Below are 24620 nucleotides of genomic sequence, written 5' to 3'. Positions count from 1 at the left end.
CCAACGGGACCCCGCTTAGACTGAGAGAACCCGCAATGACTAACACATCGACGGAATCAGTGAATCTGAACACCGCTCAAATCAAGGTCGTCACAGCCGACGGCAAGGTGGTGCGCAAGGCAACCCTGGCCGGCACCATGGGCTCCTTCGTGGAGTGGTATGACTACGGAATCTACGGTCTGCTGACCACCTATCTGGCCATCAACATCATGGGCTCCAAGGATCTTGGTTCGCTGCTGTTGACCAACGTCGGGTTCCTGGTGAGCTTCCTGGCCCGCCCCTTTGGCAGCGTCATCGCCGGTTACCTCGGCGACAAGCTGGGCCGCAAGAACCTTCTCGCCGTTCTCTTGCTCCTGATCTCCGGCGCGACAGCCTGCATCGGCCTCATCCCGTCGTCCTCAGTGATCGGCTGGGCCGCCCCGGCACTCCTGATCCTCTTCCGCATCCTGCAGGGCTTCTCCGCAGGTGGTGAAGTGGCGGGCGCCATGGCGTTCGTTGGCGAGTACGCCCACGACAAGCACCGCAACTTCTCCATGAGCTTCATCGCGGTGGGCTCCTTCTGCGCCCTCCTTTTCGGCAGCGGCTTCTCAGCGATGCTCATCACCACGCTGGGCGACGCCACCATGGAAGCCTGGGCTTGGCGGATACCGTTCCTGTTCGCACTCCCTCTGGGCTACGTAGGCTTCTACATCCGCTCCAAGATGGAAGATACCCCGCATTTCGCAGCATTGCGTGAACGCAACGTTGTTGAAAAAAACCCTCTGCGCGCCGTCTTCACCTCAAAGCGCCACCTGAAGGCCATCGCACTCACCATCTTCCTGCCCGCCGTGAACGGCCCCGGCTACTACCTGCTCTTCGCCTACATGCCCACCTACCTGAAGACCCAACTTGGCAGCGGCAACAACTTCAGCATGCTCCAGGCCCTCATGGTCACGGCAGTCAGCCTTGTAGCGATCATCGTGTCCATCCCGCTCATGGCACGCTTGTCCGACCGCATCGGCCGCAAGCCAGTATTGACCTTGTCCGCAGTGCTCATGGCAGTAGTTTCCTACCCGATGTTCGCCATGATCACCACCGGCAACATGACACTGGCCTGCGTAGCAACGGTCGTCATGGCCATTGCTTTCTCCGGCCACGCCGCCGTGGTCCACACCGTCCTGACGGAAATGTTCCCCACCACCGTGCGCTACAGCGCCTACAGCATCGGCTTCAGTATCAGCACCATCATCTTTGGCGGCAGCGCACCATTGGTGATGACCGAGCTCATCAAGAGCACCGGGAACAGCATGGTCCCGGCCTACGCTGCGATCGGAACGGCCATCATCACGCTGGTCTCGATTTTCCTCCTGAAGGAGACCAAGGGACAGCCGCTCGCTATGAATTAACAAGACACGCACGACGGCGGCCTGCCGCCATTGCCGACCGGCCGCCGTCGTTGGACCATAAGCACCACAACGCAAATCCTTGGGAGTCACTTTGGGCATCAACTCAGTCGCCGTCGTCGCAGACCTCGGCGAAAGCTACGGCAACTACACCATCGGCGATGACGACGCCCTGCTGGGCATGGTCACCGCCTCCAACATCGCTTGCGGCTTCCACGCCGGAGACCCTCGCGTCATGGACGCCACCGTCAAGGCCTGCGTGGACCGCGGGATCGAACTGGGCGCTCACCCCGGATACCCGGACCTGGTGGGCTTCGGACGCCGACTCATCGAAGCCAGCGAAGAAGAAATCCGCACGGATGTCCTCTACCAGATCGGCGCCCTGGACGCCTTCGCCCGAATCCACGGCGGCAAGATCAGCCACGTCGCACCGCACGGCCGCATGGGCAGCATCGCCCAGACCGATGCAAAGCATGCTCGCGCCATCACCGATGCCATCAAGGCTTACGATCCCTCGTACATCGTCATCTGCCAGAACGGCCTGCTGGCCGATGAATCCCGCAAGCGCGGACTTGAAGTGGGCTACGTCTTCCTTGCCGACCGCGGCTACGGCGAAGACGGTATGCCAGTTTCCCGCAACACCGAGGGGGCACTCCTCCACGACCCCGAGGAAATCGGGCGTCGCGTGGTGCAGGTCGTCACCGAAGGCACCGTGCGCGCAGTCACCGGCAAGGTGGTTCCGCTGGGCCACGATGCCGACGTCGTCCTCCTCCACGGTGACCACCCGCAGGTCCTGGAGAACGGCACCGCCCTGCGCGCCGCCTTGGACAAGGCCGGCGTCAAAGCAACCGGACTGCAGGAAGTCCTGGCCGAAAAAGCCCGCCTGGCAACTGTCTGATCCAGCCCCACACCCACCCACGAGCACCCAAGGACGCATGAGCACGCACCCAGCTCCCGGACAGCTGATTCCCTTATCGGACATCCAAGACATCAAGGCAGTTCCGTTCGGAGACTCCGCACTGATGGTCAGCATCGCCTCCGGGACAGTTGAGGAGCGACAGTCGGGAAGCCGGAAGTTGCGAGAAGTCCTGCAGGACATGCGTCCTCACGGCCTGCTCGACGTCGTAGCCGGCGTCGATTCCATCCTGGTGGAATTCGATTGCCTCGCCGTCAGCCACGGCCAGTTGGCGCAAACTATCCGATTGGCCGCGGCAAGCAGGAGCTTCGAGGGAGATGGACCATCACCTACGGGGCAGCATTTCGTCATCCCCATGGTGGTCAACGAATCCTTTGCCCCGGACCTCGCCGACGTGGCAGCTGAACTTGGCATCAGCAAGGAAGCCGTCCTGGCACATCTGGAGGCTTCGACATTGACCATCAACCTCCTGGCCTCGGCCATGGCACCAATGATGGGCCGGGTGGAATTTCCGGGACAAGTCAGCCGCTGCAGGGAACCACGGACCAACGTGGACCCGGGGTCAGTGATGGTGGCCGGTACCAACGCCATTATCCAGCCATTCCCCGGGCCCACGGGGTGGAAGGTCATCGGGCGCACCCCCCTGACGATCTGCGACATCCGCGAGGAGCCACCCACGTCCTTCAAACCCGGCGACACCGTCAGGTTCAAGGTGGTCCCGGAAAGTGATTGGGAACGGCTTGACGGACAGTTCCTGCGGACCGACTCGTACACGATTGAGGAGGAACACTGATGCCTGCAGCTGAGCGCACCCTCACCATCAAAATCCGTGAAGCGGCCTGGCTGGCCACCTTCCAGGACCTTGGTCGGGAACAATCCGAGGCCCTTGGCGTTCCGTGCGGTGGGGCTGCGGACCAGCACTCCGCGTCCGTTGCCAACATCCTGGTGGGCAATCCACGAACGGCCGCCGGCATCGAGATCATGGGCGGCAGGTTCACCTTCACCACCTCCAAGGCGGTCCTGATAGCCGTCACCGGCGCCCCTGCGGATGTCACTGTCAACGGCAACAAGGTAAAAATGTGGGAACCGGTGTGTGTTCCCGCCAAGGGCAGGGTAGTCATTGCCAACGCCCGCGGCGGAATGCGCAACTACCTCGCCTTCAGCGGCTCCCTGGTAACTGAACACTTCATGGGCAGCGCCGCACCGGAGGCCCGGATGGGCTTCCCGCAGCAAATCTCCGCAGGGCAACATGTGGAACTCAAGACCTCCTATGCCGGCTTTGAGCATCCCTATCTCACGCAACCACTTTTCCGCCTTCCCGTGCCTGTTCCCTCGTTTGAGCACCCCGTTTGGACCATCGACATCGTTGTTGGTCCCGAAACTGACGCGGCACAGGGAATCAGGGAGCTTCTGTCGTCTCGCGAATACACAGTGACGGCCAAATCGAATCACGTGGGCCTGCGGCTGGATGGTCCCGTGGTGCACCCCGAGGGGCTGGGCGAGATCGTGTCCCACGGTGTGCCCATCGGAGCCTTCGAGATCCCCCACGGGGACGAGCTCATTATCCTGGGCCGCTACCGGACCCTCACGGCCGGCTACCCCATTGTCGCTTTCGCCACCAAGGCATCCCTGCCCATGCTGGGGCAGGCTCGGCCCGGCCAGCGGATGACCTTCCGCTGGGTCAGCCAGGAAGAAGCGGTGGAAGCCCAGCACGAAGCCCAGCGGCTGCTTAACGCGCTGGAATCGCGTGTGCAGAGCCTTTTCGGCGCCATCGACCTCCCGCATCACTCACGGCTGGTCCCATCGCAGGCAGCAGCCTGAACATGTCATGCCCCGGGGGTACTTGACCCCCACATATAATAAATGAGAAACTTTTCGCATATGTGATTCGAATCTCACCAAATACCACACTCTAGGAACGGAACCATGGGACTTCTTGAAGGCAAAGTCGCCGTAATTACCGGCGCAGGCACGGGCATGGGCCGCTCCACGGCGGAACTGCTCGCAGCCGAAGGAGCACACGTGGTGCTGGTGGGCCGCCGGCTTTCCGTTCTGGAAGACCTCGCCGCAGAGATCAAAGCCGACGGCGGCACGGCCCATGCGCGGGCCGCTGACATCGCGTCCAAGGACGAGGTGGACGCCCTTGTGGCATGGGTCGGTCAGTCCGTCGGCCCCGTGGACATCCTGGTCAACAACGCAGGCAGCGCAAGCAAGGTCCTGAACGTCCGATGGATCAGCCAGGAGGAATGGAACCAGGTCCTGGACGTCAACCTCAACGCCGTCTACCTCCTCACCCAGGCGGTCCTGCCGGGCATGCTCGCCCGGAACACCGGGACCATCATCACGGTCTCGTCGCTGGCTGCGGTTAATCCGAACCTGCTGGGCGGTGCCGCCTACGGGGCTGCGAAAGCTGCGGTCCGGAACTTCATGACCTATCTCCACAACACGTTCCGCAACGAAGGCCTGCGCGCCATCACCATACTTCCGGGCGAGACAGCCACTCCGATTCTCGACAACCGGGCCCGTCCACCAAGGGCTGAAGAGCGCGACGCCATGGTCCAGCCCGAGGACGTGGCCCGCGCCATCCACCTCGTTGCGACGCTGCCGCAACGCACCGTGGTCCAGGAACTCGTCGTTGCCCCTACCGTGCAGCGCGATACCTCCGGAGACATCGAAATCAGCCGATGGGCAGGGGCTCCCGCGGAAGATCTCCCCCGTCCGTGAAACCCCGGCATCTCTACGCACCCGGCAAAGCCGACACCCTTCCAACGACGACTCGAAGCAGGACTGTCATGACTCTCGAACCAACCACCGCCATTGCAGCTTTCCAGCCTTCCGAGGCCGTGCTGCGGGTCCAGCGCACATCGTTGCGCGTCCAGCAACCCCAGTCCAAAGGTGACCTTGTCTCCTTGGCCATGGGCGAGCCGGACTTCGACACCCCCGAACAGGTCCGCGCTGCGGCGGCCCGCGCCCTGGAGGAAGGGCACACCCATTACTCGCCGTTGCTCGGCGAGCTGGTGCTTCGCGAGGAGCTGGCTGCCCGTATCGGCCAGCTCCTCGGCGAAGTGGCCAGCCCCAGCGATGTGCTGATCACGCAAGGAGGAACCGCGGGCCTCTCTGCCGCGATCCTTGGCATCGTCAATCCAGGCGACAAGGTAGTCATTCCCGATCCCACTTACTCGCTGTACGCGGACCTGGTGAGCATGGCCGGCGGCGTTACAGTTCCGGTGCCACTGGCTGACGATCTCCACTGGGATCTCGAGGCTCTGGCGACCGCCCTTGAAGGCGCCAAGATGTTCGTCTTCTGCAACCCCTCCAACCCCACGGGAATCGTCCACTCCCGCCAGGAGCTGGAAGCGCTGGCAGACATGGTCGCGGGAACTGACACCCTGGTTCTTTCCGATGAGGCGTACAGCGACCTCGTCTACACACCCGAGCCTTTCACCTCCGCCTTGGAGATAGCAGGCCTGGCAGGCAGGACCATTTACTGCCAAACCTTCTCCAAGAGTTACGCCATGACGGGCTGGCGGGTCGGCTATCTCTGGGGCCCATCGGACGTCATCGCATCCGCCGCACGCGTCCACAACACCTTCAACGGCTCCATGAACACCGCGGTCCAACTGGCAGCCCTGACGGCCCTCAAGACCTGCGGGCCGGACATCGAGCGCATGCACGCTTCCTATGCCGTGCGACGCGAACTGATGTTCGAGGGCCTCAGCAGGATTCCGGGACTCACGGTCAGCTCCCCGGAAGGCGCGTTCTACCTCTTCCCGAAGTACGACGTCGACATGCCGGCAGCCGATATGGTGGCGCACCTTCGCGAGTTCGGCGTGGCCGTCCGGCCCGGCAGTGAGTTCGGGCGGAACGGTGAACACCACCTGCGGATCTCCTACGCGGCAAGCGCCGACGCCATTTCGCTGGGCGTCGAACGCATCGCCGCCGGCCTCGCGGCGCTCAAGTAAAAGCCCATGACAGTTATTGATCCACCGGCCGGGCTGCGCATCGACATGCAGCGGAACCGGATGCTTTTGGTGGACGCGGCCGGCCGGCTCTTCGGAGCCGGCCTTTCGGCGACCATGTCCGAAATCGCTGCCGAATCCGGCATCTCTACTGCTACCGCCTACCGCCACTTCGCCTCTGTTGACGACGTCCTCGCCGCCTACCGCTTCGAAGTGGGCCGGGAGCTCCTGGAGTTCAGCCGGGCGGCGGAAGCGGAAGGCTTGGAGCTGCTGAATGCTGTCTGCCACAAGTGGGTCCAGCTGGTAGTCCAGCATGGGGCGTCCATGGTGCACACACGCTCCGCGGAAGGTTACCTTGCACGGGTCAGGGCTGGCGCCTACTACCTGACCGTGCAGGCTGCAGCCCTTCAACGACCGCTGGAGGAGGCGTCCCGAGCCCTGGGAATCGAACACCCCGGCGATGAAGCTCTCTTCTTGTGGAACGGCTTCTTTGACCCCCGCGAAATCTACGATCTCATCGGGAGCCTGGACCTCACACCGGAACAAGTATCCGCACGACTGGTCAGGACTTTCACGGCCGCCCTGACAGGCTGGTCCGCTTCCAGGACCTAAGCTATGAGTTGACGAAAGGGCATCCACCAATGCGTAGTGACACACAGCGCAACCGCAGGCAGCTGGTCAAGGCAGCGGGACAGCTTTTCGCGTCCCGGCGCGGAGCCATCAGCATGACCGATGTCGCCAAACACGCGGAGATCTCCACTGCCACCGCCTACCGGCACTTCGCCTCAGTCGAGGACATCCTGGCGGAGTACCGGTTTGGTGTCGGTGAGAAATTGCGCGACTACAGCCTGAAGCAGCAGGAGATGTCCGGCGTCGAGCTGTTGACGGCGGTCAGCCGCAAGTGGGTTGACCTGGTCACCCGTCACGGCGGAGCCATGCTGTACACCCGTTCCGGAGAGGGCTACCTTGCCCGACTCCGTACGGGCGCCTACTACTTGACGGTTCAGGCGGATGCTTTGGAACGGCCCCTCCGCGAGGCCGTCGAGGAATTAGGACTGCCGACTATCGGCGACGAAGCGATGTTCCTCTGGAACATCCTCTTTGATCCACGCGAAATTTTGGACCTCATCAATACTGTCGGCCTGTCCAAAGACCAGGTCACAGCGAGGCTTATCTCGGCCCTCAAGGGAGCACTGAAAGGCTGGAGCGAGGACCGCGAGCAGGCCTAGTCAACGGGACTTAGTGGGCCGCTGCAGGCCGCATGAGTTCCCGGATCCGCTCCGCCGGCAAAGCCGTTAGGGCTGCGACACGAAAGATATCCATCCGGCCCGATTCCAGCCCCTCCAGGACGTCGCACCGGAGTTTCTGCGCACTTTGCTCTTTGTCTTCCAACGCAGCATCCAGTTGGCGGACGATCGCAGCCAACCGCGTGAGGTGCCAGTCATGCCGTACTCCCGAAAAGTGCAGGTCCTGGTAAGCGCCACCAAGCCGCTTTACATCCGCGGCCCGAATTCCCACCACCGTGGAAATCGCAGACAAGGGCACTTTGTCCGCCAATGCAGCGGCCATCGCCTCATTCCGCTGGCTCAGCAGTGTCCGGACGTGGCTGTCGATACGCCCGCGCGTCGCCCTGGACTCCGAGAGCCGCAATTCCAAACGGTTCAACCGAGGCATTGCTGCCGTTACCCGGCGACGGGGCCGTGCTTCAGCTATGTAGGTCATGGCGGGTGAGACCTTGGAGCAGCTGCCAGTCGACGGCCGAGTCGCCGCGCGCAGGCATGATGTTGCCTTCCAAAAGCCGCATGCTCTTCTCAATATCCCCCTCGGGTGCCCAGATGCCACTGATGGGGCAATGGCTTCCGGTACCAGCCGTGAACCGGCTTCTACGGGAACGATCCGTTCCGGGCTGTCCAGCGATGCGCAACATTACTTGCCTCCGGCGTTGTTGTGGTTCTTTCATTAAGCCTATGGCCGAGCTCACTTAAAAGCAAGAAAAGTTTCTCATTTGATTAATCAATCTCATGCTTCACTGCAGGTACCTAAACACGCCCCACGTTTCCTTCAGCAGGGCACAGCCATCTTTGTGCCTGGCACCAAATGCGGGCGTCTTCTTGCGCGACGGCGCACGAAAGAAGGCAGGCGAGCCGCAGCCCAGGCACACGAGTCCACGCCGGCTGCTCTTTCGCCAGGAAGGGTCACGCTCACTGAATTCCAGGGCGTGCCAATCCCGCTTGTCCGTGGTGCTCAGCGCCCACTTCACGCGCGGGCAGCCTTCCTCAAAGTCCCCAGGTATGCGGACAATGCTTCGAAGCTGTTGTCCGGGGCCAGCTCCACCAACCGCTCAGACTCATGGAGCCTCGCGTGGTTCAACTGCTCCCACGCGAAAATGGGGTCAGCGCCGTCCGTCTGGCCGTCCACGCCGAGAACGGCCACCGTCAATTCAGGCACGACGGCGGACACGTCGTCCCGTAGCGACGCCCGGGCCATCGCCTGCCATTTAGTAGATCGCGGCAGCTCATCCACGCGGTCCAACAGGGCCTCGATCCGGAAGCGGGACCGTACGGCAAAATAGACCGGAGCGATGGATTCCAGGGATTCGCCGGTGACCTGTTGAACCCTCGCAACATCCAATAGCGTGAACGCCTCCCTGACCTCTGCCCACAATCTTCCGACTTGGGGCGGCAGCCCCCAGATGAGGGCCGAGTCCTGCAACGCAGCTACAGCGGCCTTGTCGGCGCCCACGAGGAGTTCGGGCAGCTGTCCCCTGAGTGCTTCCACCACGGGTTGGTAGAGGTTTATGCACTCTTCGATGGGGAGGTCGTGGTTGTACTGGATAAACCAGCGCATGGCTCTGTCCAGGACACGGCGGATGTCCAAGTAGATCCGGCTCCACTTCTCAGCCGGCAGATCGGCGCACTGATGCACCAAGCCGATGGAGAGATCCCGGAGCCCGAAGAGTTCACTGGCAATGACAAAGGCTTTAACTGCGGTGGCTTCATCGACCGATGTCTCCTCCATGAGCCTGAAGACAGCCGTTACACCCCCGATGTTGATCGCATCGTTGGCGAGGACTGTCGCGATGATGTCATCGCGGAGCGGGTGCTGTTCAATCCCTTCTCCAAGCCTCTTAACCACCGGAACCGGGAAATACCCGTTCAAGAACTTGGTCAGGTAGCGGTCCTTGACGAGCGGACTCCTCCGGATATTGTTGGCCAGAGTGTTCTTGGCATAAGCGGCCAGGACAGACAATTCCGGCGAGGTCAGGCCCCTGCCCTCAGAGATCCGTTCTTCCAAGGCCTGTGTGCTGGGGAGGAATTCCAGATCGCGGTCCAGCTCGCCTCGACCTTCAAGGAACTGCATCAGCCGTTCGTAGTTGGGGAACGACGCCGGAGGGAACCTTCTGTCAGTCAGGAGCAGCACGTTCTGGGCTACGTTGTCGGTCAGCACCAGTTCTGCAATCTCGTCCGTGAGGGCTTCAAGGAATGCCGTTCGTTCCGCAGCAGGAAGTTCCCCTGCCCTGATGGACTGATCAACCAGGATCTTGATGTTCACTTCATGGTCGGAGCAATCCACGCCGGCCGAGTTATCGATTGCATCGGTGTTGATGAGGACACCTGCCAGAGCCGCTTCAACCCGACCGGCTTGGGTAACTCCCAGGTTGCCACCTTCCACCACCACACGGGCTCGCACCTGATTGCCGTTGATCCGAATGGAATCATTTGCACGGTCGCCGGCATCGGCATGGCTTTCTGTGCTCGATTTGATGTAGGTCCCGATGCCGCCGTTATAGAGCAGGTCGACGGGAGCCTTCAGGATTGCCTGCAGAAGGTCCGGCGGACTCATGGACTCGGTGGCAGGGTCTATGCCGAGCACTGCGCGGACGGCCGGGTGGACAGGAATGGTTCGAGCCGTCCGTGGCCAGACCCCGCCGCCTTCGCTGATCAACGCGGCGTCGTAATCTGCCCAGCTTGAGCGGGGCAGTGCGAACAGCCTTGCGCGTTCCATGAAAGATGACGCTGCGTCCGGCTGCGGATCCAGGAAGATGTGGCGATGGTCGAAGGCCGCTACCAGTTGGACGTGCTGCGAAAGCAACATCCCGTTGCCGAAGACATCCCCGCTCATGTCGCCGATGCCCGCAGCCGTGAAGTCGGCAGTACGGGGATCCAGACCGAGTTCGCTGAAATGGATCTTGGCCGATTCCCACGCGCCGCGAGCCGTTATACCCATGCGCTTGTGGTCATATCCCACCGAGCCGCCGGAGGCGAAAGCGTCCCCCAACCAGTAGCCATAGCTGGCGGCAATCTCATTGGCAATGTCCGAGAAGGACGCAGTTCCCTTGTCGGCCGCCACCACAAGGTAGGAATCATCGCCGTCGTACTTCACCACGCGCGGTGGGGTGAGAACCTGACGCTCGCCGTGCACAAAGCGGATGTTGTCTGTGACATCAAGGAGGCCGCGGATGAAGGTCCTGTAGCATTCCTGCCCCTCTGCCACCTGCTGGGCACGGTCCGTCATCCCTGTCGTGAACTTGGCGAAAAAGCCACCTTTGGCACCATCCGGGACAATCACGGCGTTCTTGACGGTCTGGGCTTTGACGAGTCCAAGGACTTCCGTGCGGAAATCTTCCTGCCGGTCCGACCACCGGAGTCCGCCACGGGCAGTCAGGCCGAATCGCAGGTGCACGCCTTCCACTCGTGGGGAGTACACCCAAACCTCATGGGCGGGCCGGGGGCTCGGGAGGATATCGATGCCGGAGGGGTCCAGTTTGAGGCTGATGTGCCGCTTGCCCTGGTAGAAGTTGGTTCGCACGGTTGCCCTGATCAGGGAAGCAAGCGCCTCCACTACGAAAGCCGCGTCCATGGTGGCCAGGCTGTCCATTGCCGCCTTTAGGGACGCGTCGGCTGACGCCAGAGACTCCGAACGTCCACCCGGTAGATCGGGGTCGAACTTCGCTGAGAACACTTTCACCAAGGATTTGGTCGCCTCGGGATGGGACTGGAGGGTGGACGCTATAAATTGGAAGGAGTGCTGCGTCCCGAGTTGCCTGAGGTACTTCACGTAGCTGCGAAGGAGCGCCACCGTGCGCCAGTCGAAGCTCTGTTGCAGGACCAAGGAGTTGAGGAAATCAGACTCCGCCTCACCTTGAAGTACTGCCCGGAAGGCCGCGGGGAGCATATCCCAGGCGTCCGGTGAGCCCGCGCCGGAAGGTGTGCTGACCAGGAGGTCGTAGAGGTGGACCACCACGCCCTGGGAGTCGACGATCCGGTATGGACGCTCCTCATGGACCGCTAAGCCAAGATGCTCAAAGTACGGCAGGAGGCGGCTCAGGCTTTCCGCTTGGCGAAGATAGAGCCGGATCCGCAAGTCTGGGTCGGTTGTTCCCTTGCCTCCGCTCCGTACGGCAAGCCGTGCCGCCGTCGTGCTTTCTTCTGCTCCGAGGTCCTCGAACCGTTCTATGTCCTCGGCTGCGTCCTCCACGCTGTACCGGACTTGGTACTCCGGAGGGAAGGCTTCGCTCCAGCGTTTGGCAAGGGCCTCCGCCACAGCTGCCGGGTGGAGGGATTGCAGGGCATCGAGTACACCTTCCGGCCATGACCTGATGGCGCGGTTGACCCGCTGTTCCACAGTTTCCGCGTCAATGTCTCCAAGAGTTCCGGATGATGTCCACACGGTGAAGAAGATGCGCGCCAGGGCGGAGGAACTGACCCGTGCTTCGTGTTCGATATCGACAGCGTTGTAAGCATCCCGTAGTTCACGTTCAATCCGCTGCCGGACCGCAGTGTTGTATCGGTCACGAGGCAGGTAGACCAGGACGGTCGCGAATCTGCTGTAGGCGTCTTGCCGAAGGAACACGCTCGAACGGCGCCGCTCCTGCATCCCCATGATGCTGTCGGCAATCTGGAACAACTCCTCGACGCCGATTTGGAACAGTTCGTCGCGAGGGTAGGTTTCCAGAATCGCCATCAATTGCCGGCCTGAATGACTGGCCGGATCCAATCCGCTGCGGTCCATGACGGCGGTGATGGTGTCAGCGACCAACGGAACGCTGTCCACCGGCCCGTTATAGACGCTCGACGTAAAGAGTCCCAGGAAGCGATGTTCCCCGGTCACCTGCCCATCCGAACTAAACGTCTTAATGCCGATGTAATCAAGGTGCGCGTCGCGATGGACGGTTGAGCGGGACCGGGCCTTGGTGACCACGGCGGCAATCGGCTCACGTGCCGAATTACGCGCTGGGCCAGCCAGGACACGGACATCGGACCCGTCGGCGGCCTTGTTCCGCAGAACACCTAAACCTGTTCCATCGATGGCAGTCAGGCGATCCTCAGTTTCTCCGTGTTCCAGGCTGTATTGGCGATACCCGACGAAGACGAAGTGTTTGCTGCTGAGCCACTCGAGAAGATTGCGGGCCGTCCCATTTTCGGGCAACTCGGCAGCAACTTGTTTTAGCCGGCCCCGCATGGCGACCAAGTCATCGGAGGCAGCCATAACATCGGTCAGGATGCGTCGGATGGCGCTCAGCAACGGGCCGAGCTGTTGCTCGGTGAGGAGATCCCGGAGTTCGACGGCGACCCACGACTCGGTCCCCGCATATGGAATGGAGGTGCCGGGCTGGAGCTCCGTGAGCTCCCCGTCTGCACCTCGTTGCGTGGCAAAACGGGGATGGACCACGAACTGGATTCCCAAGCCGCGCCGGGTAACCTCAGCCAGGATCGAGTCCACCAGGAACGGCGAGTCCTTGCAGACAACTCCGAACACGGTAGCGCCAACATTCGGCAGGACTCCGACCCACGATTCAGCGCCGCGGGTTCGCGCGGCTTCGAAATGCCCGGCCGCGCGTCCTTCGAGTACGCCTACGCCATAGGATTTCTTGTCCTCCGGCGACGCTTCGGCATAGTAATCGGCTACGAAATGATCAGGCAGTGTGCGGGATTCCATGCCTTGTTCCGTGGACACGTTGTGCTCCCTTGAGGTTTGGTGGACTTCTTCATCACGTCAATAAGATATGAGAATCTTTTCTCATATTGGAGACGGCGTCAAGAGCTTTTTCGTGATGGGCAAAACCCTTGACGCCCCCTTTGGAATTTGAGAAACTCTTCTCACTTGTGAAATGCATCGCAGGCCGCGAACTACCTCACGAACCAGAGACTCTCCCCCGTCGAAAGGAAACCCAGCTTTGGGCAGCAGATACCTCCCCCCTTTGATCGTCATGGGCGTTTCGGGCTGCGGTAAGTCCACCGTGGGCTCGATGCTGAGTGCGCGCTTGGGGGCGCAGTTCAAAGACGGCGACGACCTGCATCCGGCAGCCAACAAAATCAAGATGGGCGCTGGCATTCCCTTGAGCGACGAGGATCGGAAGCCTTGGCTTGAAGAAATCGGCCGCACTCTGCGCCGCTTACAGGACGCCGGCACGCCGCTCATCATCGCCTGTTCGGCGCTGAAGCGAAGCTACCGCGACCTACTCCGCCACCACACCCCTGACGTCGTCTTCGTTCACCTCAACGGCGACCGGGAGACACTCCTGGCCCGTATGAATGCCCGGGAAAACCACTTCATGCCAAGCAGCCTTCTGGACTCTCAGCTCAGCGCCCTCGAGCCCCTTGACGTGGATGAGAAGCATGTGAAGGCCGATATTCGGCTTGCGCCAGAGGTGTTGGTGGAGGACATCTGCGAACGGCTTCAGGGGGCAATCAGGGCTTGACGCCAATGCACACCACACCTGCTGCATCTACTGTTTGAAGATCGCGACTCCAGGGCTCACCAATACGTCTAACTCGCCTCGATACAGATCACAGTTAGCGCTTCGCCGATGGTGAACGGGCTCCGAATCCAGTTCCTCACGGTCCGAAAAGAAAGCACTCCACTCACGGCAAAGCTCATGCGGTTTATCGCATCACCGGAAATCCCCTAGTGGAGGACCATGCCCGAAGTCACGGCCAGAGGAGCACCATCGGCCGATAGGCGCCCGAGGCAACCTCACGCGAGAAGTGCAGATGCAGACCGAGGAACTCATAGGGGTGAAGGCCCGTACGGTCGCAACAAAAGCAGCCCGGCTTGGCGCCAGGCTCCTTTTGTTGAGGCCAGTCCAAGACCTGCACATGTGAGTCAATTCCCAGGCAGCTGAGGATGCTACATGTCCAAGTGGACGAAGGTTCCATAGTCGTGCCTCCTAACTCCAGGAACGCGCCAAAACCAAGAACCAAGATCTCGAAGGTCATGTCGTGCTCAGTCCCTCTACCCATGAAGAGGTGTAGGCCAACCACGACCTACCGGACGCACCAAGAGAGACGCACATAACCCCAGTTCAGAGCAAGCGGAGGGCCCACCACCCAAGGCCCTGAACCCGCTCCCTCGGGTTCTGGCCCCAGGAGAGTCTGGTCTGCATCACCCTGGACAAAGGCAAGGTCGGCGCCACCCACCGCATCGATCTCGCCCGCCAACCGGGACACCATCCGCGACGGCATCTTCGTCAGCGACGAAACCTACTCCCCCTACGACAGCGAACCCGGCCAAGACATCAACCTGCCCATCAGCACCACCGAATACAGCCGCGTCAACGCCGAATTCATCTACCGCGGCAGCACCATCGAACCCACCAACCAAATCATCCTCCCGTCGCCAACCCACGAAGCGGATAATGCCGTCGCCGTCGAAAGCTGCATGCGTGTTTTCCGCGCCCAGGCACCTCAAGAAGCTGCGGTACAAGCGAGCCAACTCTGGACGACCATGCTCGAGAGCAACGACTTCCCTACCGACGAGGACTGCGCCACCCTCATCGCGTACTTCCAGTTCCCCCACATTCGCGACCGGCTCAGGGCCGACATCCCCGGCATCGACGAACCACCCCAACATATCCTCTTCGCCCAAACGGAGGCCGCCCCCAATTGGTCGCGCATCGAATGGGCACAACAGCTCCTTCTGCACGCCTACACCAGAACGAGTCCGCAACACGCAGCACCCATCCTGACCACCATCGGATACATCAACTGGTGGGAAGGCCGAGGCTCCAAAGCCCACCAATACATGCAACTCGTCCTCGACACCCACCCTGGATACCGCTTCGCACGACTCACCGACCAAATGCTCGGAGCCGGAATCATCGCCTGGTGGAACACCAACAAAAACACCGCCTACAAAACCAAACTCGACATGCCATAGGAACCTGTGGCCCACCTTCATATACAGCCAGACACCGCCGCTGCCGGACCTTCATCAAACGCTCAACATGCATGACATCCTCACAACCCGCTCTATCAATGAGCCAATTCTGGAGGCCAGGCCTCGCATTAAATGAGTTTCCTGAACGAAACTCGTGGTGCAAAGGCGGGCGAAGAGACGGGCTTAGGCTCGGCCCGTAACAAGCCGTGAAGTGCCGACTCATCGCTGCTGGCGCTGGTGATGGGCGGGCACATGCGCCCTGAGGGAATCGGGGTTGACGGGCAAACCTTCAGCTACCGCTTTGCCTCCTCCATGACGAAGCCGCATACGTTCTCGATTGTGCCGGGTCCGGACGGCTCCGAGAGGGGCGCGCAAGCCCGCAGCGCCGACGGTGGAGTCCGTGCGATCAGCCGCCTGCCCGGGATCTGAAATGAGGCGGCCTCCGGAGAGGATCGCCACTCGGTCCCGGTGCCGATGTCACAGTCGGGCAGTCAGCCACCGTTGCTCTGGCGTATCCCCTCCGCGAGTGCGGTGAAGGTATGGATCCAGCCGCCCCCTTTACCACTGGCAGTAACGTAGGCTTCCTTCGTTCCAGGCTTGATAGCAATGTTGGTCGCCGACATTATCTCGCCCTCTTTCGAGGGAATGTTTATGGTGGCCGTTTGTTGTCCTTCGGTGTCGAAGACAAGAATTGCTGCCCGGTTGTGAAAGCCGACGTAGAGATTCCCATCAGCGTCAACGGCTAAGGAATCGATTTGGCCCATGCCCGCGCTGACGTGGATCGCCGGATGAGCTGTGTTTACTCCACGGCCATCGTCGGTCAATTGGACGTAGTCGATCTGGTTTGCGGTGTTCAGGCTCATCCACAACCCGTCAAACCCAGGTGTAAAGGCGACTCCGTTCGGGGAGGCCAAACGATCTGCCAGCACCGTTGGCTCGGCAGTGGCACCATCAATGCGAATCAGCCTTCCCTGCGGTTTCCAATAGGGTTCCTGGGCTCCCGCAGCATCCGTCACATAAAGGTTGCCCGCACGGTCGAAGCTGATGTCGTCCGCGTGCAGCGTCGCTCCGTTGACGGGACCGGAATGGAACACCTTCTGGTCCTTGCCCTCAGGGGTCATGCTGATGATGGTGCCCAGGTAGTCCGTCAGGTAGAGGCGCCCATCGCGGGGGCTGAATTGAGCCGATGTGACAGCACTGGTGCCGTCTGTGAAAATGGTCCTCTTCTCCAATGAGCTCACGTCGAGTGCCATGACCTTAGGCGCCCCCGGAGGTGCCGTGACATCTACAAAATAGAGGTCACCGTCAGGACCCACCACGGGCCCCTCCAACAGCGTCATTCCGGTAGATGGGTGAACCGAGGTGACATTCGCCAGGGCTTTGGCAGTCTGTTCCGACGGCGAATGCTTTTCTGCTGCAGCCACGGGTTCGGTGGAAGTACCGGCCGTGCAGCCGGACAAGACAAGGACGGCCGCGAGGGCGATGAAGCCCAAGTGTGTCCTGAGTGGCTTCTCTCGATCAGGCGTCATTTGCCCACCACAGTTTGGCCGGCCGGCGGCGCCGGAACAAGGACATCACTCATGTCGCCTTCCCGCCATTGCCGAAGTATCCGGTGAAAAGCTACGGGTCCTGGACTGAACGAGCTGCCGGAGATCGCCCGTGTACCTTCACCGTTGTAATACCCAGGGGTGCATTCTGCTTGGAATTGCGAGGTGTCGGCTGCTGTGTCACTGACGGTCTTAACCCAGCCATCCTCAGCCTTGAGGGTCGGCTCAATCACGCGCGAGCCGACGGCCAGCCCCTCGGCGATGACTGCTGCAATGTGCTCAGCCTGCTCCTGCAGGATGTGGACGAAGTTGACAGAATTGGCGTTCTGCAGTGCGCCAAGATGGAAGAGGTTGGGAAAGCCGTGGCTGTAAAAGCCATGGAGGGTGCGCAGTCCGCCTGCCCATGTTTCCAGGAGTGAGCGCCCACCTCTCCCCCGGACGGGCAAGGAGCCGGAAAGCACACCAGAAACGCCCACGTTGAAGCCTGTAGCGAAGATAATGCAATCCACGTCATACGCCGTTTCGCCCACCACGATCGAGGTCTCAGTCAGGCGTGTTATGCCTCCGTGGTCGGCAGTATCCACCAGCGTCACGTTGGGCCGGTTGTATGTCTGGAGGTAGGTATCGCTGAAGCATGGCCGTTTACACATGTACCGGTACCAGGGCTTGAGAACCTCTGCCCTTTCGCTGTCCTGTACTACCTCATCCACACGCGAACGGAGGCGGTTCATGGTTTCAAAGTCCTTCAGTTCATCCCTCAGTTCCCGTTCGGCTGGGGCGAGGCCTGCCTCCACCGCGCCGGAAAGGATCTGCCGTTGCAGCTGGATGGTTTCTGTCCACCCATCCTTGACGAGGATTTCATCCACCGGCTCCCCGGCGAGAACGGAGAGAAAGTTCTCCATCCGTTCTCGCTGCCAGCCTGGTTTGAGGGATGCTTCCCAGGCTGGGTCCGTCAGGCGGTTTCCACGAACGTCAATGGTGGACGGTGTCCGCTGAAAAACGAGGAGTTGCTCAGAATCGCGGCCCAGATGCGGGATGACCTGGACGCCCGTAGCCCCTGTGCCCACTACTGCCACCCGTTTGTCGGCAAGTCCGGTCATGCCACCTTCCGCCGAGCCACCGGTGTATGCATAGTCCCACCGGCTGGTGTGGAAAGTATGTCCTCGAAACTTCTCAATGCCAGGGATCCCCGGCAACTTGGGTTGTGTCAGAGTCCCTGACGACGTGATGACGAAACGTGCATGGAACCGATCCCCGCGGTCGGTTTCGACTGTCCATAGCTCCGCAGCATCATCCCAGGTCAGCGCTGTTGCCCTGGTCTGGAAAAGTACGTCCCGATACAGGTCGAAACGCTTCGCGATGGCGATGGCGTGCTGCCGGATCTCCTCACCGGGAGCGTAACGCCATGCCGGCATGTAACCGACCTCCTCGAGGAGGGGCATGTAGACGTACGATTCGATATCGCAATGGATGCCCGGGTACCTGTTCCAGTACCACGTGCCGCCCACGTCACCGGCCTCGTCCATCAGGCGAATGGACTCCACCCCGGCTTCCCGCAGCCTCGCGGCGGCGAGCAGTCCGCCAAATCCAGCGCCGATGACCAGCACTTCCACTGAGTCAGCGCGGGGATCCCTCTGTATTGGCTCGGTGTAAGGATCCTTCGAGTAGTAGCCGAACTCACCGGCTGCGCTTTGATACTGCCCCAGCCCCTCTAGCCGGATACGTCGATCGCGCTCCCGCCGGTACTTGGTGCGGAGCTCTTCAACATCAGGCTTTTGTTGGTTCTTCGATTGGTTGTGGGCGCTGCCCATGAATCGTCCTCGCTTCGCTACTGCGCCATGCGCACGTTGCGCGGCCGCCCCCAATGCGCGTCCGCGCCCAGATCCGGGAAAAGCCCGACAGATGGTTTCTGGTACGCGTCGACACGACAACGGGTCGGCTAATGAAAAAAGCTTAGCCTTAAGCTAAGTAATTGCGCAAAGCCGGTCCGCGATATCTTTAGTGGCATGGAGGAATCAGATCGGGAATCAGCACTGAAGAGCATAGACGCTCTGGCCATAGCCATCACGATCCGCTCCATCCCCCGCATCCTCCAGCCACTACTGACCACCGATCTGACCATCCAGCAGCTGAAGGTCCTCTCCGTCGTGGTCACCACGGAAAGCGGAGCCACTGGAGTCGGGCTGGTAGAGACCTTCGGTGTCTCGATGGCATCCATGTCCAAGCTTGTTGATCGCCTCGCGTCGGCGGGGCTGGTCGCCAGATCCACTGATACAGAGGACCAGCGGGTCAGACGAATTTTTGCCACCGACCTTGGACGGTCTGTAGTTCGTGAACTCATGGCTGCGCGTCCAGAACTGGGCGGCGAGGTGCTGGCTGGACTGACGCTTGAAGAGCTTAGGGCGCTCGAAACCGGACTCAGGGCAGTGGGCCGCGAACTGCGCGAAACAAAAAACCCAGAGAACGCCGGCCGGGAAACCTTAGGGTGAGCTGTACGCGAAGCGGGCGATGACGGCGTTGGAGCCCAGGGCCTCCATTCCCACGACGCGGCAAATGACGCCTGCCCAGGTGACGCAGCAGTCGCCTTCCCGGTCTCATGCAGGCCGCGATCAGTGCCGATCAGTCCACGGCATGCTGATCGGATCCGCGAAGCGGCGGCATCAGCTGGCGGTAATGGAATGACCGCGTACCAGGGATATAACCAAACGCCCCTTGCCGGCCATCAGCCTTCTTCAGGCGAGTCGATGAACCGGAAGAGCGTTTCCAGCAGGTGCAAGGTTTTGCGCTGCGGGTCCAGGAGGAACTGAATCCGGAGGCCGTCGATCATCGCCATCACCATGGTGACTTTGTCGTCAGCTGTCAGTTCCTCACTGTCTTCGGTCGTAGCAAGTCGCTTGCTGGTGAAGTGATCACGCATGCGCTCGCGTCGGGCGATGAAGAAGTCGTGGGCAGGATGCTCGGGATTGGTCGCCGCGATCGTGATTGAGAGCCAGTTCCGCATGTGGTCAGGCCGGGCGAATTCTTCGCCCAGAATGGTGCTCAACACCGATTCCCGTGGCACTTTGGCCTGCACAATGCGGGTGGCCAGCTCGGCGTCGTCGGCGTCCCGCTCCGCCAGGGCGGCGAGGAGGAGGTCATCCTTGGTGGCAAAGTGACGCAGAAGGGCTGCGTGGGTGACACCGGCCCGCGAGGCAATATCCCTCAGGCTGGCTCGTTCGTAGCCATGCTCAGCGAAGCTGGCCGAGGCAGCGCGTACGATCTCCGCCCGACGGGCTGGCGTGGTGGCATAGGGGCCCCGCCGCCCGGAGCCGGCTTTCTTGCCGGTCTTCTGCTCTGAAGTGATGGTCACGAACAGCCTTCTCTCGTCAACGGAAACCATTTTTGCGCTGGGTCTTGTCAATTGTAACCACCATGACTACTATTCACGAATAGTAACCATCATGGTTACCCTTTGCTGGGGAAGCCCCACACTTCCCAGCTCTCATCCGCGACGCAGCGGATGGGCCATCTACTGTAATGAGGAGTCATTGGTGACTACTGACAAGCACGGGGCTCCCCGTCTCGCCGGCGGCATCGCAGCCGCCGAACCATCGCCGGGCAGTCATCTGCCGGTCGGCCCCGTTGAACTTCCGGAGCCCCCGGAAGAGCCCCAGATTCCCGTGAGCAGGGGCTACATTTTCTGGCTCATGCTGGCCAGCTTCGGGGCATCCATCGCCATGATGGTGCCACTGTCCTATGGCATCGCTGTGCGGATCACCGAACTCGCTCCCGGCCAGGAGCAGATGCTCGGATTCATTACGGGCACGGCGCAGGGAATCTATTTGATCGTCAGCCCGCTCATCGGCATCTGGAGTGACCGCACGCGGTCCCGCTTCGGCCGGCGCGCGCCCTTCATCTTCGTTGGAACAGCCATCGGCCTTGCGGGCTTGGTTGTCATGGGGCTCGCACCCAACCTTCTGCTGGTGGGCGCCGGATGGATCCTGGGCATGGCCGGTTGGTCCATATCCGGTGCCGCCATCCAGAACCTCATGGCTGATAAGTTGCCCGAGGGCCAGCGGGGCCGGGTCTCTGCTTTGACCGGCCTGATGACCCAGATCGCTCCTGTTTTGGGCATTGGCGTTGCGTATGCTGTTTCGTCGAACACCTTCCTGGTCTTCGTGGTACCCGGCGTGATCGGCGCAGTCCTCCTGGCACTGTTCCCGCTCATCAAGCCGGAGGGAAGCTCGCAGAATATCCGCGTTGACACGCGGGTCACCTTCCGGTCAGTTGTTGCCAGCTATGGTTTCAGCGTCCGCAAGTACCCGGACTTTGCGTGGAACTGGTTGGGCCGTTTCGTCTTCTTTATGGGCCTGTACTTCAACACCACCTTCGGCACCTTTTTCTACGCCCAGCGCCTTGATCTCCCGGTACGGGAAGTGGCCGGAGTCGTGGCAACCATCGGCATGCTTGGCGTGTTGGCCGCTGCGGCCGGTGCACTCCTGGGTGGATTCCTGTCAGACAAGCTCAAGAGGCGGCGCTTGTTTGTCCTGGTTGCAGCGATCCTCTTCGTCGGCGGTGCATTGGCTGAGGCATTCGCGTGGTCGCTGCCCCAACTGATCATTGGCGCGGTCCTCATGCAGACTGCCATTGCCGTGTTCGCCACCGTCGATCAGGCCATCATTTTCGCCATCCTGCCCAACCGGACCGAAACGGCGCGTTACATGGCCGTGGTCGCCTTCGCCCAAAAGATACCAAGCGCAGTGGCCCCTCTTCTGGCCTCCGTGATCATCACCATCGGTATCACCGGAGCGGACAAGAACTACACCTTCCTGTACCTGTCCGGCGCAGCTCTGGCGTTGATCGGCGGCCTCGTGATCTCACTCAAGGTCAAGTCCGTCCGCTAACCGCCGGCATCAGCAGAAGATTAAGGAAACTACATGGCCCTCATGCCCTATGACCTCACTGTGCCCTATGACCTCACTGTGCCCTATGACCTCACTGTGGACAGCGGCGGAGACCAGTTCCCCGTCACAGGCCCATCCCCCAGGCTCTCTTGGAAGACTCCCGCGAACGCAGTGGTATTGGCATACGACGTGGAAGCAACAATCGACGGCGTGGCGCAGCCACTGGCGACCCTGGCCCACAGGCTCTACGTTCAGTGGCCCTGGCCGGATCTCTCCAGCCGGCAGCGGGTCACATGGCGCGTACGGATTGCCGGGGACTCGAACGGATGGTCGGCTTGGTCGTCATTTGAAGCGGGACTTTTCGACGCCGATTGGACGGCTTCCTGGATTTCCCCGGTGGAGGAAGAAGGGACAGCGTACGGCCAACGTCCGGCCCACTGCCTCACCACGGAATTCACGGTGGACGCCGGCGTAAAGTCTGCCCGACTGTATGCCACAGCCCTTGGTGTCTACACAGCTGCGGTCAACGGGGGTAAAGCCGGAACCGCCGAACTGTCCCCGGGGACGACGTCGTACGACCATACTCTCTATGCCCAGGCCTCGGACGTCACGTCGTCGCTGGTACCCGGAACCAACGCGCTGTCCATTGAACTCTCCGATGGCTGGTACCGGGGACAAGTGGGCGCGTTCCGCCACCCGGCCGACTGGGGAAACACGTTGGGCGCCCGCGCCGAACTTCACATCGACAAAGGTGATGGAACCCGCCAAGTGATCGTGACCGACGGCGCCTGGACGTCTGCACCATCAACCACGACGCGAGCGGATCTTATGGAGGGGCAGACGGTTGACTTCGCCGCTCCGGCGATACCGGCGTCGAAAGTTCTGCTCAACGCCGTTGATGCCCCTGCAATCAACTGGTCTCCCGCCCCGGCAGTACGGGTCATCGACTCGCGGCCGCCGGTAAGCGTCACGCAGATCAGGCCGGGCGTGTGGATCGCGGACTTCGGTCAGAATGCCTCCGGGTGGATACGTCTCGAGGATCTCGGGCCACAAGGAACCAAGACGGTGATCGAATACGGCGAGTATGTGGACGGCGACGGCGACCTCTCCACCACGCACCTGGACTCACACAGGCCAGGGGAACCGACCATGATCTTCGCACAGCGTGACGAGGTCACCGCAGGAGCCGCAACTGAGGTCTTTGAACCCCGCCACACAGTCCACGGTTTCCAGTTCGCCCGCATCAGCCGCAAGGCAGCGCCGCTGGATACCTCCAAGCTTGCAATGCAGCTTGTCCACAGCGACCTCCGCCCAACGGGTGCTTTTGGGTGCAGCAATGAAGACCTCAACAGCCTGCATCGGATCGGGGAATGGAGCTTTCTTGGAAATGCCGTGGACGTTCCCACGGATTGCCCTACGCGCGAACGGCTTGCATGGAGCGGTGACTACCAAGTGTTCATTTCCACAGCTACCCGGCTGCGGGACGTGCTCGGTTTCAGCCGGAAATGGTTGCAGTCCGTTCGCGATGACCAGTTGGCGGATGGCCGCATTGCGAACTTCTCCCCCGATGGCCGCGGTATCAAGAACCATTTGGACGACCAGTTTGCCATGATGACCGGATCCGCCGGGTGGGGGGATGCGATCGTTGCCGTTCCCTGGGAACTATACGAAGCCTACGGAGACGAACAGGTACTCGCCGAGAACTGGGACGCGATGCTCCGTTGGGTCCGGTGGGCCCTGGACATGGCGCGGACAACCCGCCACCACGCCAGGGTCAAGGCATCTCCGGAACCGGAACCTTACGAGCAGTATCTGTGGGACGGGACATTCCATTGGGGTGAGTGGACGGAGCCCAAGCAGCGCGATGCCGAAGGGCGCCTGATTGATCCTGTCCAGGACAACCCGATGGCTTGGTTCATGGAGGACAAGGGCGAGGTAGGCACCGCTTACCTCTTCCGTTCCACGTCCACGCTGGCCAGGATTGCCGCCGTCCTTGGACGATCTGCCGATGCGGCTGAATGGACGGCGATTTCAGAAGCCGTCCGCGATGCCTGGCAGGCAGCGTACCTGCATTCGGACGGAACAACGGACGCAGATACCCAAGCCAGCTACGTGCGGGCGCTGGCATTTGGCCTGCTGCCGGCAGATCGCCGGGAGGCCGCCGTCGACCGACTGGTTGAACTCATCCGTTCCGCAGGCACCCACGTGGGAACAGGCTTCCTGTCCACGGGCTACCTGCTGCCGGTACTGGTGGAAGCCGGTAGGGCCGACGTCGCTGATGAGTTGCTGCTTCAGCGCACGGCGCCGTCGTGGCTGTACATGGTCGACAAGGGCGCCACCACCATCTGGGAATCGTGGGAAGGAATCGACCAGAACGGCGACGCCCATGATTCGCTGAACCATTACAGCAAGGCAACCGTGCTCCGGTTCCTGCACGAGCACACCTTGGGATTGCGGCAGGCCGAAGGCTCCGTGGCGTGGCAGTCAATTGTCATCGCGCCCACCCCAGGTGCCTCTGTCACCTGGGCCCGCGGCTCACACGAAACACCCAACGGCACCATCAACGTCCATTGGCGGATTGACGGTGACGAACTGGTCATCGATGCCGACATCCCCGCAGAAACAACCGCCCTGGTCATTTTCCCCGATGGATCCGAACACAATGCCGGACCCGGCACCTTCCATGCCGCAGCGCCTGCTGTTTCCCGCAGCAACAGCGTCCCAAGTCACGCCTGAACCACTTGCCGAATGCCTGCAGAGGCATCACAACCATC

General features: G+C 61.4%; 20 protein-coding genes. 15 read left to right on the top strand and 5 right to left on the bottom strand.

What is annotated here, in order from left to right; all coding sequences use genetic code 11:
• Positions 1-35: 35 nt before the first annotated feature.
• From CQ020_RS14275 to CQ020_RS14240, 8 genes are all read left to right on the top strand, one after another.
• Positions 36-1385 (top strand): MFS transporter, encoded by a 1350-nt coding sequence (locus CQ020_RS14275; RefSeq protein ID WP_105692441.1) that lies wholly within the window; start codon positions 36-38, stop codon positions 1383-1385.
• Positions 1386-1476: 91 nt separating this feature from the next.
• Positions 1477-2280: a LamB/YcsF family protein gene (locus tag CQ020_RS14270; RefSeq protein ID WP_105692440.1), complete on the top strand. Its 804-nt coding sequence runs from the start codon at positions 1477-1479 to the stop codon at positions 2278-2280.
• Positions 2281-2317: 37 nt separating this feature from the next.
• Complete coding sequence (locus tag CQ020_RS14265) at positions 2318-3091, top strand: allophanate hydrolase subunit 1 (RefSeq protein ID WP_105692439.1); 774 nt, start codon at positions 2318-2320, stop codon at positions 3089-3091.
• The gene (locus tag CQ020_RS14260; protein ID WP_105692438.1) at positions 3091-4119 is read left to right on the top strand and encodes a biotin-dependent carboxyltransferase family protein; all 1029 of its coding nucleotides are present in this window, start codon (positions 3091-3093) and stop codon (positions 4117-4119) included. Before CQ020_RS14265 ends, CQ020_RS14260 begins: the two co-directional genes overlap by 1 nt.
• 105 nt (positions 4120-4224) lie before the next feature.
• The gene (locus tag CQ020_RS14255) at positions 4225-5022 is read left to right on the top strand and encodes an SDR family oxidoreductase (RefSeq protein ID WP_105692437.1); all 798 of its coding nucleotides are present in this window, start codon (positions 4225-4227) and stop codon (positions 5020-5022) included.
• 68 nt (positions 5023-5090) lie between these two features.
• On the top strand, positions 5091-6260 hold the full coding sequence (locus CQ020_RS14250; protein WP_105692436.1) for a pyridoxal phosphate-dependent aminotransferase: 1170 nt from the start codon (positions 5091-5093) through the stop codon (positions 6258-6260).
• A 6-nt stretch (positions 6261-6266) separates the two neighbouring features.
• Entirely contained in the window at positions 6267-6869 is a 603-nt protein-coding gene (locus CQ020_RS14245; protein WP_105692435.1) for a TetR/AcrR family transcriptional regulator, read from the top strand.
• A gap of 29 nt (positions 6870-6898) precedes the next feature.
• Positions 6899-7486 (top strand): TetR/AcrR family transcriptional regulator, encoded by a 588-nt coding sequence (locus CQ020_RS14240; protein ID WP_105692434.1) that lies wholly within the window; start codon positions 6899-6901, stop codon positions 7484-7486.
• A gap of 10 nt (positions 7487-7496) precedes the next feature.
• Here the strand turns inward: CQ020_RS14240 and CQ020_RS14235 are convergent, their stop codons facing one another.
• Positions 7497-7979, bottom strand: a complete 483-nt coding sequence (locus CQ020_RS14235) for a hypothetical protein (protein WP_146116659.1) — start codon at positions 7977-7979, stop codon at positions 7497-7499.
• Positions 7980-8513: 534 nt separating this feature from the next.
• Positions 8514-13214 carry an NAD-glutamate dehydrogenase gene (locus CQ020_RS14220; RefSeq protein ID WP_146116658.1) on the bottom strand — a complete coding sequence of 1567 codons (4701 nt, stop codon included), beginning with the start codon at positions 13212-13214 and terminating at the stop codon, positions 8514-8516.
• Between the two features lie 253 nt (positions 13215-13467).
• Here CQ020_RS14220 and CQ020_RS14215 point away from each other — a divergent pair, with 253 nt between their 5' ends.
• From CQ020_RS14215 to CQ020_RS24210, 4 genes are all read left to right on the top strand, one after another.
• Positions 13468-13959, top strand: a complete 492-nt coding sequence (locus CQ020_RS14215) for a gluconokinase (protein ID WP_105692488.1) — start codon at positions 13468-13470, stop codon at positions 13957-13959.
• A 673-nt stretch (positions 13960-14632) separates the two neighbouring features.
• On the top strand, positions 14633-14896 hold the full coding sequence (locus CQ020_RS24520) for a hypothetical protein (RefSeq protein ID WP_308727315.1): 264 nt from the start codon (positions 14633-14635) through the stop codon (positions 14894-14896).
• An 88-nt stretch (positions 14897-14984) separates the two neighbouring features.
• Positions 14985-15416, top strand: a complete 432-nt coding sequence (locus CQ020_RS24515) for a DUF4192 domain-containing protein (protein WP_258141894.1) — start codon at positions 14985-14987, stop codon at positions 15414-15416.
• 252 nt (positions 15417-15668) lie between these two features.
• Positions 15669-15845 carry a hypothetical protein gene (locus CQ020_RS24210; RefSeq protein WP_181151886.1) on the top strand — a complete coding sequence of 59 codons (177 nt, stop codon included), beginning with the start codon at positions 15669-15671 and terminating at the stop codon, positions 15843-15845.
• Between the two features lie 62 nt (positions 15846-15907).
• Here CQ020_RS24210 and CQ020_RS14195 read toward each other — a convergent pair whose 3' ends face one another.
• Together CQ020_RS14195 and CQ020_RS14190 are read right to left on the bottom strand one after the other, a co-directional pair.
• Entirely contained in the window at positions 15908-16945 is a 1038-nt protein-coding gene (locus CQ020_RS14195) for an SMP-30/gluconolactonase/LRE family protein (RefSeq protein WP_105692427.1), read from the bottom strand.
• Entirely contained in the window at positions 16942-18774 is a 1833-nt protein-coding gene (locus CQ020_RS14190; RefSeq protein WP_105692426.1) for an NAD(P)/FAD-dependent oxidoreductase, read from the bottom strand. Before CQ020_RS14190 ends, CQ020_RS14195 begins: the two co-directional genes overlap by 4 nt.
• Before the next feature lie 195 nt (positions 18775-18969).
• Between CQ020_RS14190 and CQ020_RS14185 the strand changes: the two genes are divergently transcribed.
• Positions 18970-19452 (top strand): MarR family winged helix-turn-helix transcriptional regulator, encoded by a 483-nt coding sequence (locus tag CQ020_RS14185; RefSeq protein ID WP_105692425.1) that lies wholly within the window; start codon positions 18970-18972, stop codon positions 19450-19452.
• Between the two features lie 233 nt (positions 19453-19685).
• Here the strand turns inward: CQ020_RS14185 and CQ020_RS14180 are convergent, their stop codons facing one another.
• The gene (locus CQ020_RS14180) at positions 19686-20312 is read right to left on the bottom strand and encodes a TetR/AcrR family transcriptional regulator (RefSeq protein WP_258141893.1); all 627 of its coding nucleotides are present in this window, start codon (positions 20310-20312) and stop codon (positions 19686-19688) included.
• A gap of 181 nt (positions 20313-20493) precedes the next feature.
• On the opposite strand from CQ020_RS14180, the gene CQ020_RS14175 reads away from it, so the two are divergent.
• Complete coding sequence (locus CQ020_RS14175) at positions 20494-21846, top strand: MFS transporter (RefSeq protein WP_258141892.1); 1353 nt, start codon at positions 20494-20496, stop codon at positions 21844-21846.
• Positions 21847-21879: 33 nt separating this feature from the next.
• Positions 21880-24582: a glycoside hydrolase family 78 protein gene (locus tag CQ020_RS14170; protein ID WP_258141891.1), complete on the top strand. Its 2703-nt coding sequence runs from the start codon at positions 21880-21882 to the stop codon at positions 24580-24582.
• Positions 24583-24620 lie beyond the last annotated feature (38 nt).

Source organism: Arthrobacter sp. MYb23, from assembly GCF_002979775.1.
GTDB lineage: Bacteria > Actinomycetota > Actinomycetes > Actinomycetales > Micrococcaceae > Arthrobacter.
Note: the sequence above shows the minus strand (reverse complement) of the source record. Positions and strands in the feature narration are given on the sequence as shown.